This is a genomic window from Trueperella pecoris (assembly GCF_014926385.1).
GTDB lineage: Bacteria > Actinomycetota > Actinomycetes > Actinomycetales > Actinomycetaceae > Trueperella > Trueperella pecoris.
The window spans coordinates 1,973,603-1,989,307 of the sequence record NZ_CP053291.1 but is presented as its reverse complement, the minus strand read 5'-3'; the positions used below and the strand labels follow the sequence as shown (position 1 = coordinate 1,989,307).

The following is a 15,705-nucleotide window of genomic DNA, read 5'->3' as shown; positions in this document are numbered from 1 at the left end:
TGACCAACTCGTCGAGGCTATGCCAGCGCCGCGCTCACCACGTCCTTGGCCTCGGCCTGGACTTTTGCCAGGTGCTCGGCCCCCAAGAAAGACTCGGCGTAGATCTTGTAGACGTCCTCTGTGCCCGACGGGCGGGCCGCGAACCACGCGTTCTTCGTGGTGACCTTCAGTCCGCCGATCGCAGCGCCATTGCCCGGCGCTTCGACCAGACGGGAGGTGATCTCCTCGCCGGCCAGGGTTGTGGCGGTGACGTCTTGCGGGGCGAGCTTCTTCAGCTTCGCTTTCTCGGCCTTGGTGGCCGCCGCATCGATACGGGCGTAGGCCGAATCGCCGTATTCGGCGGTCAGCTCGCGGTGGAGCTGCGACGGCGACTTGCCTGTCACAGCCAAAATCTCCGATGCCAGCAGGTCCATGATGAGGCCGTCCTTGTCGGTGGTCCACACGGTCCCGTTCTTGCGCAGGAATGACGCACCCGCCGACTCCTCACCTCCGAAGCCGAGCGTGCCGCTGACCAGGCCAGGAACGAACCACTTGAAGCCCACCGGAACCTCAACCATGGGCCGGCCCATGCCGGCAACAACACGGTCAATCAACGACGAAGAAACGAGCGTCTTGCCCACGCCCACCGTCGGCCCCCATTCGGGGCGGTTGTTGAACAGGTAGTTGATGGCGACGGCCAGGTAGTGGTTGGGATTCATGAGTCCCGCATCGGGGGTGACAATGCCGTGGCGGTCCGAGTCGGCGTCGTTACCCGTGGCAATGTCAAACGGCACGACGCCGTCCGCACCCGGCTTCATCCGCTCCAGCAGGGAGGCCATGGCATAGGGGGAGGAACAATCCATGCGGATCTTGCCGTCCCAGTCCAGGGTCATGAAGGGCCAAGCCGGGTCCACAACCGGGTTGACCACGGTCAGGTCAAGTCCGTAGCGTTCCCCGATCGCACCCCAGTATTCGGCGGACGCGCCACCCATCGGGTCCGCGCCGATGCGCACGCCAGCCGCGCGAATCGCCTCGAGGTTGATGATCGACTGCAGGTCATCAACGTAGGCTGACAGGTAGTCATGTCCGCGCGTCGTCTCCGCCACGCGCGCCTGCTCATAAGGAATGCGCTTGACGTTCTTCCACCCCTGGCGCAAAATCTCGTTCGCGCGGGCGGCAATGACCTCGGTGGCGTCCGTGTCAGCGGGGCCGCCATGAGGCGGGTTGTACTTGAAGCCGCCGTCACGCGGAGGATTGTGCGACGGGGTGATGACGATGCCGTCCGCAAGGCCTGGGCCCTGCGTGCGCACGCCGGCCGCGGTGTCCGCGCCGTTGGCTGTGAGAATGGCGAGCGAGACGGCCGGGGTGGGAGTCCACGAATTACGCGCGTCCAAACGCACCTCGACGCCGTTCGCAGCCAGCACCTCCAGCGCCGTGCGCTCGGCCGGCTCGGACAGCCCGTGCGTGTCCCGACCAATGTAAAGCGGACCATCGATCCCCTGCGAGGCACGGTATTCCACGATCGCCTGCGTGGTAGCAACGATATGGGCCTCGTTGAATGCGCCATCGAAAGCCGAACCACGATGACCCGACGTGCCAAAAACGACCTGCTGAGCAGGGTTGTCCGGGTCAGGCTCGATGTCGTAATAGGCGCTAATCAGGGCATCGATGTCGATGAGGTCTTCTTTTTCGGCAGGATTGCCAGCACGTTCATTCATGCCTCCATCGTCTCACTTTTCGCCCACGCGTTCTATCTTTTCCACACACGGCGATATCACGACGCCGTCCGGGCAACTCCCAGCGACGGCCCGGGTGTGCGCCGACTGGGGAAGGACACGGTGACGGCGTCGTGAAGGGGAGGTGACGGCGTCGTGAAACGGTGCGGGCCTAGACGATGTTGCGTTTCTGGGCGATCTGCAAGGCAACCCAGCCCAGCGGGACGCGCCCCCAGAAGGTGAAAAGTCGGTAGAGCACCGCGGTGGAAAACGCGATCGAGGACGGAATGCCGGCGATGGCCAGACCGCCGGTGAGCGCCGCCTCGACCGGGCCGATACCACCCGGCGACGGAACCACCGAGCCGACCGAATTCGAGATCAGATACGTCACCGCGAGCGTGATGAGCGGCAACTCATAACCAAAGGACTTCAGTGCAAACCCGAAGCACGCGATAAAGGCAACGGACATGAAAACCGAGCCGGCCGCGCCCGCAAGAATCCGGGTCGGGTGGGTAAACAGCCACACGACGCGCGGCCACACCTGGTTGAGGGTCGGGCGAATCTTAGCCAACACCCAGCGGCGCAACTTGGGAAGGCCGAACGCGAGGGCCGCGATCGTCACGATCAAGGCCAACGTGATCTGAATCGTGCCAGAGGGCAGGGAAAGGTTTCCGAAGTCGCCGGTGAAGAGGGACAGCACAATGAGCAGCGCGATCGTGACCACGAATTGGCCCAGCTGGACCACAGAAACCGTGGCGACGGCAGGGGCGGTCTGGACACCCTTCTTCTGCAAGAAACGCAGGTTGAGCGCGGCCGGCCCAATGCCCGCCGGCGCAACAAGCGTGACCACCGAGGCCGCCACCTGCACCAACAGCGTCTGGCCGAGCGGAAGATCTTCCTTCGAAAACGCCTTGAGCGTGAGGGCCGCGCCGATATAGGTGCCCAAGCCAAACAGGAAGGCCACGAGCATCCACCACGGGTTAGCGTCAAGGATCGCCGCCCGCAGATCTTCAAAGTTGAGTGAACCGAAGAGGATGAGGAGGGCGATGACGCCGACAGCTACCGTCGCGATCGTCTTGAGCGAAAAGCGAGTAAACTCGACAGTCTGCAGGTTAGAGGCCTCGGGGATCTTCGCCGCCAAGGCGTCGCGAAGAGCCTGAAGGTCGGCCTTCTTCAGCACATTCTGGGTCGCGTGAGGAAGGATCGTCGCCTGAAGGAATGGTGCGATCGAGGCGACCACCGTGTCAGAAAGGTTGCGCGTCGCCGAATCCACCGCACGCTCAACGCCGACGACGCCGGCCAGCATCGCCACCGTCTGGGCCATGTCCACCTGGCGGGACGTCTCCGAAGCGAGAATCGAGCCGTGTTGCCAATTCGCCACGTGCAAGCCCGTGGGTGTCACCTTGATGTGCTTGGCGTACATGTTGCCGTGCGAAATTCCATTCCGATGGGCCAAGCTGACCTCATGCCACAAGGCGTCCAGCTGGGCATCGGAGATACAGGCCGGGTCGACGTCGGCGAGGAGGGGATCCTCGGTGGCCTGCTCGGCCACCAACACCGAAGCGTCCTGGCGCGCGACCGTGACGAAAGCGGGTGGCGAGACGCCCACCTGCTCCGCCCTCGTCTGAACAAGAACCATGTGTTCGGCTGTGGCATCGAGGGTGCGGCGAGTCTGGCGAATCGCCGTGCGCATGGTGAGGCGGGCCCAGAAGTCGTCAAGGAAGGACAGGATCTGCCGGTCGTTGTCCAGCACCATGAGATGATAGGTGTGACCGTAAATGTCGGTCGCCAAGTAATTGCGCGAGACGGCCGACGGCATCGTGGTCGGATACCGCTTGCGGAGCTCCTCCCGGAAGGAATAGACATCGAGGCCGCTAAGCTCGCGTTCGTCGTCGTGAGGAAAAAGGGAATTGATCTCGTTGATCAAACTCCGGGTGCCCGTGGTGTCGCTGGGGGAGGATTCGAGAATTTTACGAAGCGGCTCGAGGCTGGTCAGATTCGTGTGTCCGAGAGGTGCCGAGGTAGTGACGTTGAAGGCGTAGAGGAGGTCATCGGCGGTGAGCTCGTCAACCCGGACGGCGTTGACCACGTCGATCCCCGACTTGCGAATCATCGCGATGAATGCCGCGCCCGTCGTCCGCTCGGGCGTGCCGCCCACGATGTAACGGGTCAGGAGGCCCGCAATGACGCCAATAAGGATCGTGAACAGTGCCCCGGGCAGGCTCTGATTACCCTGAAGAATCGACAAGACGAGAACGATGCCCAGCAACCACCAGCCCACACGCGCAATGCGCGAGCCTTTCGTCGAGCTCGAGACCGTGAGCAACGTGGCGAGCATCGCCACATACGGCAATGCCGCCAAGACGGACTGGCGCTGGAAGGAACCGGAGAGCTCGTCAAACAGGAGTGACTGCGGCCACCACTTCGAACCCATCCACACCACCAGCCAAGAGACCGACACCGCAGCGGCCGAGGCAACAACGGCCGTCACGAGCGTGCGCCAGCGCCGGTGGAAGACCATCTCGCCCAGCAAAATGAACGGCAAGAAGAAGGACATGAGGCCCTCAAGTGCGTTGATCGGAAGGGCCAGGATCGTCTCGAGAACACCACCCGTCACCAAACGGACGTCCTCGGTGACAGCCACCGTCGTGGTCTTGCCATACACCGCAACAAGCGCAACAACCGCGATCCCCACCAGGCCCATCACCGCCCCGAACATGTCCGCCGGGTTGCGCATCCACCGCTGCCGAGTGTCGATGAGGAGAACCTCTCGCGTGGGGGCGGGGGCTGGGGTTGGGGTGGGGGTTGGGGAATTCGGCGCGGGCGTGGGCGCCGGGTGGGTTGGCGCGGGCGTGGCTGGTGCGGACGACTCGGCTGAGCCCTCGTGCAGGGTTGAGGGCTGGTCTAGACCGGCATTGTCGGAATTCTGTTGCCAATTCACACCATGATCCTACTCATTTGCTAGGCAAAACGGTCTGTTATCGCGGTGGGCCGCATTCCCCGAGGTCGCTGAGCGGGAATGGCATCGGTCCGAGCGGGAATTGGGCTCGCCCGCGCGGGGGTTGCTCGCTTCGGGTGGTCATGGTCAAACTCTGGAAGCGGTCGGTGAGCTCGAGCCGCCAAGGGGCGGGATCTGGATGCTATGGGAATGTTTTTATTTGCCATCGGGTGGGCTCTGGGTGCCATGGGATGAGCCACATGTACGCCGCGGTAGCATCATTCTCTCCCGGTAGCTCGAAAGCGCCGAGGTAGCAGCTGCTTACGGCTTGTTTTCGTGGGGGTCGGCCTTTTTGGCGCTGCGGCGGTGGTTTGGTACTACCGCGGCGTCAAATACGGCGTGACGCCGAAGCCAAGCCCGGTTGTCCAAACGGTCCGGCTAAGCGGCGCGCAGCCGCAGCGAATTCGCCACGACGATCACGGAGGAGCTCGCCATCGCAAACGCCGCGATGCCCGGCACGATCAGGCCGAAGACGGCGAGGGGGATGGCCACGAGGTTGTAGGAGAAGGCCCAGGCGAGGTTCTCCTTGATGATCGTGAGCGTACGGCCGGACACGTGTAACGACGCTGGAATGGCCCGGATATCCGAATTCACGATGGTGATGTCGGCGGCGGCTTTGGCGACGTCGGTCCCCGAGCCCATCGCGATCGAGAGGTCGGCGCCCGCCAGCACGGCTGCGTCGTTGACCCCGTCGCCCACCATCGCCACGCGCCGGCCCGCGCCCTGCAGGTCGCGGAGGATCTGAAGCTTCTGGTCAGGTAAGACGCCCGCCCGTACGTCTTCGATGCCGAGCTCGTCGGCGACCGTTGCGGCGGCACCCGCGTTGTCACCCGTCACGACGACGGCGGTCAGGCCGCCCGCGCGCAAGGCTGCGATCGTTGCGGCGGCTTCGGGGCGCACGGTGTCGCGGACGGCGATGAGCCCGGCGACGGCGTCGTTGACAGCGATCACGACGACGGTCGCGCCCGTTTCCTCCAACGCGCCGACGCGCGCGCGGATGGTGCCGACGCCGGAACGAAGGTGGTTGGCGTCGGAACGCAGGCGGTTGGCGAGCCAGTCGAGGCGGCCGGCGGCGATGAGGGTTGAGGAGCTGCTTCCCGAGCCGATGTCGCCTGAGCCGATGTCGCCCGCTGCCCTACCACTCGTGGCGAGCGCCGAGGAATCGACGCGCCCAGAAACCCCATGGCCGGAATGGTTTTCGAACTCGGAGACGACGGCCGGCGTGATGCCCTCGTCGCGGGCCGCGCGCACGATCGCCTGGGCAACGGGGTGTTCGGAATGGCCCTCGAGCCCAGCGGCGAGGGCGAGGAGCATGGGGGCGTCCAGGCCAGAATCGGGGGCGGGTTCAACGGCGTTGACGCTCATGATGCCGGTGGTGAGTGTGCCGGTCTTGTCGAGCATGATGGTGTCCACGCGGTGAGCGCTTTCGAGTACTTCGGGGCCGCGGATGAGCGCGCCAAGCCGGGAGAGTCGGCCGGAGCCCACGAGGAGCGCGGTCGGCGTGGCCAGTCCCAGGGCACACGGGCACGCCACGACCAACACGGTGATGGCAGAGGCCAGGGCCATCTGGAGCGGGTTGCCGATGGCGAGGCGGATGGCGAAGGTTGCGAGTGCGATCGCGATGACACCCGGAACGAAGACGGCTGAGATGCGGTCGGCGATGCGTTGGACGGGGGCTTTTCCGGTCTGCGCCTCGGCGAGCAGGCGGCCCATCTGCGCCAGCGTCGTCTCCTCGCCCACCCGCGTGGCGCGGATATCGAGGGAGCCGTGGACGTTGAGCGTTGCGCCGGTCACGGGGTCTCCGGGCCCGACGTCGACGGGGACGGATTCGCCTGTCACGAGCGAGGCGTCGATGGAAGACGTCCCCGATACGACGACGCCGTCAGCCGCCACCTTTTCGCCCGGGCGTACGCGGAAGATGTCTCCGACGCGAAGGTCGGAGGCGGGGATCATTCGCATCGTGGCCTCGGGGGTGATGGGGTCGGCATCCGACAGCGTGACGGGGCGGCCATCCGAGGGGCCCGCGGGGCTGGCCGGCGTCGAGGCGCAGAGCGTGGTGTCGGCCCGGCTGACGAGCAGGGCCTCGCTGGCGCCGAGCTCGAGGAGGGCTCGCAAGGCGTCGCCCGCATGATGCCGCGAGCGCGCCTCAAGCCAACGTCCGACCAGCAAGAACGTCACGATCATCGCCGCGGATTCGAAGTAGATGTGAGGAGAGGCCGCATGCCCCAGGCCGTGGATGCCGGTCATGTGCATGGTGTAGTCCATGCCGCCTGCGCCCCCGAACACCAGCGCCCACAACGACCATCCCATGGAGGCGATTACGCCAAGTGACACGAGTGTGTCCATCGTCGAGGCTCCGTAGCGTGCCGCCCGGAAGGCCGCGCGGTGGAAGGGCCAGCCACACCAGACGGCGATGACGAGGCTGAGAACGGCGATCAGCCACTGCCAACCTGCGAATTGGAGCGCCGGGAACATCGACAGCCCAATCACCGGCACCGACAGCACCGCCGAGACCTTGAACCTGCGCCACAGGTCCGCAACGCGAGCCTTGGCGGCTGCGTCGGCTGCATCTTGGGCGGCCTGGGACCGTTCGGCCTCGTCGGCCGTATGTGAGTCGCTCGTGGCGACGGGTGCCGCGCCCGAGAACTCGCCGCTTTCCGGCACGCTGCCCGAACCTACGTCATATTCCCCGCCGGGGCGAGAGCCCGCGCCAGAGCGAGAGCCCGCGCTGGGGACGTTCACTGGCCCGACGTCGTCGTGCCTGCGAATCAAGGAGGCATCATAGCCGGCCTTGACGACGACGGCGATCAGCTCCGCGTTGGAAAGCGAGGCCGCCGACGGGTCCAGCTCAATGTGTGCGCGTTCGGTGGCGAGGTTGACCACGGCTCGTACGCCGTCGAGCTTGTTGAGCTTCTTCTCCACGCGCGCCACGCACGAGGCACACGTCATCCCTCCGACCGCCAGGTCGACCTCGGCGGCGGGGGAGCGGGAAGGCCCCGGCACCCCGGCCGTCTTCGTATCGGCCGTCTTCGCACCGGCCGGTGGTGGAGAGGCTGGCTCCGCCCCGGAGTGAGGCTGCGGCGTGGTGGTCACTATCGGATGACGTCGACGACGGTGTAGTTGCCCGCCTCGTCAACCGCAGCGCGCAGCTCCTCGTCGGAGACGGTGGCGGAGGTGGTGACGACGACGTCGGAGGTGCCCTGCGGGTTCAACGCCACGTCGACGCCCTCAACGCCGGCGAGCTCGGTGATCTCCTCCGTCACGTGAGAAGCGCAGTGGTTGCACGTCATGCCGTCGATCTTCAGCGTAATGGTGGACATAGCCAGCCTTTCGTTTAGTTCTGAGGCTCACCCCAGCCGGGCCCGATGCCCGCGCACATGTAACGGCCCCCAGGCGGGAATTATTCCGTGTGGGTGCCGTCCGTTACTCGTGCGTGGCTGCCGCTTCGACGTCGTCCTCACCGATCAGCTCATGAATCCAATGGATACCGGCCGTGAGATCCGCCGGGAACGGGCTGCCCTCGTGCGATGTGGACTCGAGGTGATCACGCGCGGCGCGGTCGAGTAGCCAGTCGGGCATGTTGTCGGCGGAGCGGGGGAACGCGGCGAGCTCGTTGCGCCACTCTTCGGCGGGCACCAGATCCGCCCAGACGGGCTCCTGAACGGCATTGACGTTCAGCTTGCCCTCGCCCTTGTTGTTGATGTTGATGACGGCGACGAGGAATGGGTCCTCTCCAGCCAAAACGCGATCCTGCTTGAGGCGACGCATGTGGTGGCAGATGGCCGTGGGGATGACGCGCAGGGAAGCGTTCTGGCCGTCCTCGAGCTTGGCATACCCCTCGTAGATGACGGATTCGCCGACAATCTGGAGGCGTAGCGTGATGTCTTCCCACGACGGCGGAGCGGTCTGCGCTATGAGACCAAATGTCTCACGCAGGAGCTCATTGGGGTCAGAGAAATTGGTGGGCTGCATTCCGCGCGTGGCCACGGCTGGGCGGTCGGCAACATCCCACGCGACCGGCTTGGCCTCCTGGCGCTGCTGCTTGGTCAGATGAGCAGGGTCGACGAGGGCCGTGTAAATTCCCGTCGACCAACGCTGGAAGCGGGCGCGCTCCAAGAAAAGGGCGTCGGTGAACATGGAGGCGACTTGGAAAAGGAGGGAGTTGCCGTCGCGAACCGAACGCACCACGCGCACCGGAATGCCCGAAAGCTCACCGGTGACGAAATCGGTGAATATCTCCGCGTCCGGGCCCACCGCGATGCGCTTTGCCCACATTCCTGATTCGAGTTCCTCGAAGCCCGATTCCTGGGACGGATTCGACGGGGAGACCATGGTGACGGCAACCGGCTGACCGCCCTCAACTTCGACGTCGCACGGGACGCCGCCCCACTTGCGCCTGATCACCGGGCCAAGGAACGGCGAAGGAACCGTGGCGGTAAACGTACCCTCGGCAACGTTCTCCCAGCCGTAGGCGATGCCGTGATAGATCCCGCGCAGCTCGGGGGTGGGGTTGCCTGGGTAGAAACGCCACAGGCGCGAGCCGACCGTGACGCGCGCGGGATCGACCAGCAAAAGGTCAGTTTCGACGCCGCCACCTCGAGCCACGCCCGAGCCGTCGAAGGGGAAATATTCGACGACGCCGCCGCGGAACGCCTCCGGATGGAGAGGGCCGACCGCCTTGCGGTCGAGCGTGAAGGGGTCCGAGGGAACGTGCAGGATGTCGATCGGTTCGTCTTCCGCATACGGCGAGCCGGGGAATCGCAGGCACAGCAGATCCATCAGATCCGCGACCTCGGTGACGGAGGCAGCAGCCGCCGCATCGACGGCGAAGCCTGAGAACAGGTCATAACCCGAGGTGAGGAAGGCATCGGCCTGCGCGCGGGACACGGCCAGTTGGAAGGTAACCATGAGGCTCTTTCGTAGACGACGTTGTGTCTACCACTCTAGTGCGTCATGCGGGGAGGCGGAAACCCTCCGGCGGGCCGGTGGCTGGGGCGGCTGGGGCGGCTGGGGCGGCTGGGGCGGCTGGGGCGGCTGGGGCGGACCGGTCGCCTTGACCTGCCACGCCCGTGCAGGTGTGACTAGTCGGCGGCCCTGGTCGAGCGCGATCGCAGACGGACGGCGACCCACCAGGCGAGCGCGAGAAGAAGCGCGCCAAGCACGATCTTGGACAGGATGCCGACGTAGTTTTCCACCAGATGCCAGTTCTCGCCGAGCACGTAGCCTGCGCCCACAAGGGCCGTGTTCCAGATCGCCGCTCCGGCGGCCGTCAAGAGCGTGAACTTGACGAAATTCATCTTGATCACGCCGGCAGGAAGGGAGATGAGGGATCGGAAGATGGGGAGCATGCGGCCGAAGAAGACGGTGGACTGGTCGTGCTTGTGGAACCACGCCTCCGTCTTGTCCACGTCCGACATCTTCACCAGCGGGAGCCAATTAAAAATGGCACGTGTGCGTTCGCGCCCGATGACCCTGGCGATTCCATAGAGGGCCCACGCGCCGACGAGCGAGCCAACCGTCGCCCACACAATCGCCTCCACCAGACCAAACTGGGTGCCCTGCGAAGCGGTGAATCCCGCCAGCGGCAAGATGATCTCCGAGGGCAAGGGCGGGAAGAGATTTTCCAGCGCGATCAGGAACGCGACGCCGAATCCACCGAGGGACTCCATGATGGAAACGGCCCAGCCAGCGATCCCGTTGAGCTCGGCGTCGGTGGCATTGGCCGTGGCTGTGAGCGCCGGCAGGGAGGTGAGGGCCGTGAAGGCCGAATAAATCGTCATGAGCCTAAGGCTACGAGTTCTTTCGCCAGTCCGACATAGGTCGCGGGCGTGAGATTGCGCAACCTCGCGGCGGTGTCCTCCGGCAACCCGAGTGAGTCAATAAATGCTCGCATGTCGTCGGCCCCGACCTGATGCCCGCGTGTGAGTTCCTTGAGCCGCTCGTAGGGATCTTGCATGCCGGTGGCGCCCGCGATGGCGGCGGCCCGCATGGCCTGCTGGATGGGTTCGCCGAGGACTTCCCAGTGGCTGTCGAGGTCGGCGTCGAGCGCTTCGCGGTTGGCGTCCACGCCGGCGACGCCGCGGCGCAGGTTGGTCAGTGCCAGCAGCGAATGGCCGAACGCGACGCCGACGTTGCGCAGGGTGGAGGAGTCGGTGAGGTCGCGCTGGAGGCGTGAGGTGACGAGGGTTGCTGAGAGCGTGTCGAGCAGCGCGCACGATATCTCGAAGTTGGCTTCCGCGTTTTCGAAGCGGATCGGGTTGACCTTGTGCGGCATCGTTGACGAGCCGGTGTTTCCCTGCGCCGCCAGGTTTTGCGCCAGGTAGCCCAGCGAGATGTAGGTCCAAAAGTCCGTGGCGAGATTGTGTGCGATGCGGTTAAAGCGCACGACGTCGGAAAACAGCTCGCTCATCCAATCGTGGGATTCGATCTGGGTGGTGAGCGGGTTGAAGGTCAGTCCCAGCCCTTCCACGAAGGCGCGGGCGAGGGCCGGCCAGTCGGCGTCGGGAATGGAGACCGAATGCGCGCCGTAGGTGCCGGTGGCGCCGTTGAACTTGCCCAGGTATTCGGCGCGCGCGATGCGACTCAGCTGACGGGTGAGGCGGTGGGCGAGGACGGCGATTTCCTTGCCGAGCGTGGTGGGCGAGGCCGGCTGTCCATGCGTGTGCGAGAGCATGGGGGTGGCGGCGTGGGTGGTGGCCATGTCGGTGAGGTCGGCGACGAGGCCGCGCGCGGCCGGCAGCCACATGCTTTCCACGGCGCCCTTGATGTTGAGGGCGTAGGCGAGGTTGTTGATATCTTCGGAGGTGGCGAAGATGTGGACGATCTCGTGCATCTGCGGCAAGCTGGTGTGCTCGCCGAGGGTGGCGGGCGAGGCGTCCATCTTTTCCTTGAGGAAGTACTCCACGGCCTTGACGTCGTGGCGGGTTTCGGCCTCGATCGCGGCGAGGCGGGCGACGTCGGCGTCGTCCATCTTGCGGGGGATCGAGCGCAGGTAGTCGATCTCGGCGTCGGTGAGGACGGGTGCGCCGGGCAAGACGTGGTTGGTGGAGAGGAAAATGAGCCACTCCACCTCCACGGTGGCGCGGGCGCGGTTGAGAGCCTGCTCGGAGAGGTGGTCGACGAGCGGGGCAACCTCCCCACGGTAGCGACCATCGAGCGGACCCAGGGCATACACGTCAGAGAAGTTCATGCCTCTATCGTTTCACACGGACGACGCCGTCGGGAGACTGTCCGAAGTGAGGGACGCTTCGGGGTGGTTTCTGTTCGACAGGTGAGACGGTGGGGTGTGGTTGGGGCATGTGTCCGGCGACCGCGGGGTATCGGCGGGCTGCCCGGCTAGCGGCGCCCGGCTAGAGGTAGCGGCGAGCGGCGCGAATCGTTTGCGGCCCGTAACTTCCCCCGAAAAGCGCGGCGTGCACGATCAGCATGTGCAGTTGATGGAGGCCGACGCGCTCCTGCCACCCCTCAGCCAGCGGGGATGCCTCCTGGTAGCCGGCGTAAATTTCCTCCACGAACGGGGCGGCGAAAACGTTCAGTTGCGCCAGGTCCGATTCGGCGTGGCCGCCGTGACATGCGGGGTCAATGAGCACGCCGACCGCCTCCGAGTCCGCGGCGCCTCGCCCCACCAGCCCGGGATAGGCCGGGGAGCCGTACGAGGACGAACCGCCGCCGTCCATCACCGCGTCGGCCCGCGCCCACAACACGTTGCCCGACCAGAGGTCGCCGTGGAGGAGCGCCGCGTCTGTGTGAACCAGGCGAGGCTGTGGTGCATCGAAGTGGCCATCGCGGAGTCGTTCGGCAAGGCGGTCGATCGCCTCGGCGTCGGCAGGGCCAAAAGAGCCGTTTGCGCGGGCAGCTTTCACGTAAGGCAGCAGGCGGTCTTCGGCATAAAACTCCCCGAAGCGCCGCGGCTGTGAGCCCTGTGCGGCCATAGGCAACAGCGCCGAGCCCATCGCGCCGAGGTGCCCGAAACGGGCGGCGAAGGTCGGGGGCTCTTCGCCAAAGATGCGCTCGCCGGCAGGCGCGAACGCGTGCGTGTGGGCCAGACGCGAGCCGAAGATGCGGGCGGCGCGCGCAGACGGCGTCGTTTGCAAAATCGTGAAAGTCTCCAGCGAACTGGCCTGGGAGGTCGCCAAACGCGCAACCGGCGCGCCACCGTGACGCGCCGCCTGCGAAAGAGCCTCAAGGCCGGAGACCTCGTGCGCGATGGCGCGTGGGTCTGCGGACTTGGTGTAGGTATTGCGAATTGTCAGTCCCTATCCGGAATCACCAGGTTGAGGACCCAGTTCACCAAGCCGACAACCAGGCCGCCCACGAGCGCCCAGCCGAAGCTGTCAATGACGAGCGACATCGCGAAGTATCCCGTAATCCAGCTGGTCAGCAGCAGCATCAGCGCATTGACCACGATGAAGAACAGGCCCAACGTCAAAATGTAGAAGGGCAACGACAAGAGCTTGACGACCGGGCGGACAACCATATTCACGACGCCGAGCACCACGCCCGCGAGCAGAAAGTAGACCGCCATCTGGCCGCCGGTGCCCAAACTTGCGAGCGCCGCATCCGCGGTGCCTTCGAGCCGAATGCCGGAGAACAACTGAGTCGTGACCCAGAGCGCGACCGCGTTAACCACTGCACCAATAAGAAAATTCATGTCCCCATTCTAGGTCGGAAACAGGGAGTTCAGGCCGGAGGTAGGGGTCAAAGTGTGGTCTCGCTCATGCGCTTGTTGCGAAATCGGGGCAAGATAGAAGCATGGCTGACTTCTTCCGACCCGACCTCAACGACCTTCCCGCCTACGTGGCCGGCCGAAACCCTGATGATCCCGGGGTCATCAAAGTCGCCTCGAACGAGATGCCCTTCCCCACACTAAGCGGCGTGAGTGCGGCGCTCGCGGGCCGACTCGGCGATCTCGGCCGATACCCGGATTGGGGAAGCGCCGCGCTGAAGGAGGCGATCGCCGCTTTCCACCAGACCTCGGTGGCGAACGTGGCGGTGGGCAACGGCTCGTCGGCGTTGATTGAGAAGTTCCTGCAGGCCGTGTGTACGCCGGGCGGCGAAGTCGTATTTCCCTGGCGAAGCTTCGAGGCCTACCCGATCGCGATCCGCGTGGCTGGCGGCGTGCCGGTCAAAGTTCCGTTGCGTGACGACGGGCGACTCGACCTCGCCCGCATGCTCGACGCAATCACCGCCCGGACGAGGGCCGTGCTGGTGTGTACTCCGAACAACCCCACGGGGGCGGCGCTTCACCATGGCGAGCTGCATCGCTTCCTGCGCTCAGTTCCCCGTGAGATCCCGGTGCTCATCGACGAAGCCTATGTCGATTTCCTTGAGATGGACGATCCTGTGCGCGGGGTCGAGCTATCGCGAGAATTTCCCAACGCCATCTCGTTGCGGACCTTCTCCAAAGCCTACGGTCTGGCGGGTCTCCGCATCGGTTACGCGGTTGGCATGGAGGGTGTTGTTGCAGGGCTGGATAAGGTTGCCACGCCGTTTAGTGTGAACACGCTTGCCCAGACTGCCGCGACTGCCGCCCTCCAGCAGCGCGGCGAAGTCGAGCGGCGCGTAGGAATTATTAAGGCTGAACGTGCCAAGCTCGTGTCCGCGCTGCGTGCCCTGGAGTGGGACGGGCCAGATCCGCAGGGCAATTTCATCTGGTTCGGCCTTGGCGAGGAAAGCGAAAGGTTTGCCCGCCGCTGCGAAAGTGAAAAGATCATCGTCCGCACATTTGCGGGCGAAGGCGTGCGCGTCACGGTTGCGGGGCCCGAAGCTTCATTGCGCATCGTGCGCGCGTACCGCGCCTTCCGTTCTTAATCGGCTGGGATCCCCGCGCGCCAGCTGGGCTTCCTGCGCGCCGGCGTCGCACCTCTCCGCTAAGGGCGCACTTCTCCGCTCGTGACGCACCTTAAACCCCTGTGAGAGGTGCGTTATGTGGTGAGAGGTGCGCCGCGGTTGGAGAAGTCGTCGTGAAGGCCGGGCAGGCCGGGCGATCCACCCATACCATCTATATCGCCCGTGTTGACCGGGTTGATCGTGTCGTCACGCGAGCATAATCGCAAAGAGCGCAATCGACAGGGCCACTTCCCCCAAGCCCAGTGCGAGAGGGCTTAGCCAGGTGTGGTGATAGCCCCACGCGGGCACGGCCGCGGCCCGCGTGGCGATAATGACCCATAGCGCAAACATCCACCAGCTCAGGACTCCGATCCCTGCCAGTACAGATACTAGGACCAGCCCGGACCCGTGGAACAGGATTGACGCGATGTACCAAACAACTTTGCCGCGCTCGCGAATGTTCGTTTTGACATAAAAAATTGTGCCGAGGAAATACCAGCTCACAATCAGTGTCACCAGCCATATCCACGCCCAGCCGGTGAGGCTCGCATCGGCGGAGGTGCCAGGGAGCGTCACGGTGGAGTGGAGGAGCGGGCCCGGCAGTGGCAAATCCCAAGATTGCGGGGTGCTGGCGGTAACGATGTGATGCGTCCCAAGGTCATAGGCGACTGGCAGTGTCAGACTCGCGGCGCTCACCGTGGCTGCGTCATTGAGTATGGAGCGGTCTTTGCGGTGGATCGAAGCCCAGACGGTGACCGCGATAAGCGGAAGAAATACCGGGATCCACCACAAGAGGAATGGGCTGGTTACAGCGAGAGCGATGCCAAAAGGGAGAGTTGCTAGAACATAGGCGCGTACTGGGGGAAAGTATGATGGCCGCCGCCGCGAGCGGAGCCACAGGCCGGTTGCGTAGAAGGCGAAATAGCCAACCCACCACAGTCCAAGCAGGAGCGCATGTTCCCACACGGGTCCACCGATGGTGATGCCGAGGAGAATGGGGACGGTGATCATGGCCCACGCGCCGTGATACGTGGGAATCCAGCCGGCTCGACCTTTGCGGTGGGGCCGCCCGCCAAATGTTGTGACTTTTTGACTGGAATCGCGGTTTGTGTTCATCAAATTCCATATTCTCACAGGATTTGCCACGCGCAGGTCCAGCTGAGCACGCGCAGCCCACCCAGACCA

At 64.8% G+C, this 15,705-nt stretch carries 11 protein-coding genes; 1 reads left to right on the top strand and 10 read right to left on the bottom strand.

What is annotated here, in order from left to right:
* Positions 1-17 precede the first annotated feature (17 nt).
* From pgm to HLG82_RS09090, 9 genes are all read right to left on the bottom strand, one after another.
* Positions 18-1,697 carry a phosphoglucomutase (alpha-D-glucose-1,6-bisphosphate-dependent) gene (gene pgm / locus HLG82_RS09130; protein ID WP_193326522.1) on the bottom strand — a complete coding sequence of 560 codons (1,680 nt, stop codon included), beginning with the start codon at positions 1,695-1,697 and terminating at the stop codon, positions 18-20.
* A gap of 169 nt (positions 1,698-1,866) precedes the next feature.
* Positions 1,867-4,635: a lysylphosphatidylglycerol synthase transmembrane domain-containing protein gene (locus tag HLG82_RS09125; protein WP_193326521.1), complete on the bottom strand. Its 2,769-nt coding sequence runs from the start codon at positions 4,633-4,635 to the stop codon at positions 1,867-1,869.
* Positions 4,636-5,070: 435 nt separating this feature from the next.
* Positions 5,071-7,695, bottom strand: coding sequence for a heavy metal translocating P-type ATPase (locus HLG82_RS09120; protein WP_369408117.1), 2,625 nt, complete (start codon positions 7,693-7,695; stop codon positions 5,071-5,073).
* Positions 7,696-7,784: 89 nt separating this feature from the next.
* A complete protein-coding gene (locus HLG82_RS09115) occupies positions 7,785-8,012 on the bottom strand; it encodes a heavy-metal-associated domain-containing protein (RefSeq protein ID WP_193326520.1) in 228 nt (75 codons plus the stop codon).
* Between the two features lie 103 nt (positions 8,013-8,115).
* Positions 8,116-9,600: a hypothetical protein gene (locus HLG82_RS09110; protein WP_193326519.1), complete on the bottom strand. Its 1,485-nt coding sequence runs from the start codon at positions 9,598-9,600 to the stop codon at positions 8,116-8,118.
* 173 nt (positions 9,601-9,773) lie between these two features.
* Positions 9,774-10,472: a DedA family protein gene (locus HLG82_RS09105; protein WP_193326518.1), complete on the bottom strand. Its 699-nt coding sequence runs from the start codon at positions 10,470-10,472 to the stop codon at positions 9,774-9,776.
* Positions 10,469-11,881 (bottom strand): adenylosuccinate lyase, encoded by a 1,413-nt coding sequence (purB, locus tag HLG82_RS09100; protein ID WP_193326517.1) that lies wholly within the window; start codon positions 11,879-11,881, stop codon positions 10,469-10,471. The genes HLG82_RS09105 and purB overlap by 4 nt, the downstream gene beginning before the upstream one ends.
* Before the next feature lie 160 nt (positions 11,882-12,041).
* On the bottom strand, positions 12,042-12,899 hold the full coding sequence (locus HLG82_RS09095) for a fructosamine kinase family protein (protein ID WP_255313965.1): 858 nt from the start codon (positions 12,897-12,899) through the stop codon (positions 12,042-12,044).
* 41 nt (positions 12,900-12,940) lie between these two features.
* A complete protein-coding gene (locus HLG82_RS09090) occupies positions 12,941-13,342 on the bottom strand; it encodes a phage holin family protein (RefSeq protein WP_193326516.1) in 402 nt (133 codons plus the stop codon).
* Between the two features lie 101 nt (positions 13,343-13,443).
* Between HLG82_RS09090 and HLG82_RS09085 the strand changes: the two genes are divergently transcribed.
* On the top strand, positions 13,444-14,502 hold the full coding sequence (locus tag HLG82_RS09085; RefSeq protein WP_193326515.1) for a histidinol-phosphate transaminase: 1,059 nt from the start codon (positions 13,444-13,446) through the stop codon (positions 14,500-14,502).
* Between the two features lie 225 nt (positions 14,503-14,727).
* On the opposite strand, the gene HLG82_RS09080 is transcribed toward HLG82_RS09085, so the two are convergent.
* Positions 14,728-15,636 (bottom strand): YwiC-like family protein, encoded by a 909-nt coding sequence (locus HLG82_RS09080; protein ID WP_193326514.1) that lies wholly within the window; start codon positions 15,634-15,636, stop codon positions 14,728-14,730.
* Positions 15,637-15,705: the final 69 nt, after the last annotated feature.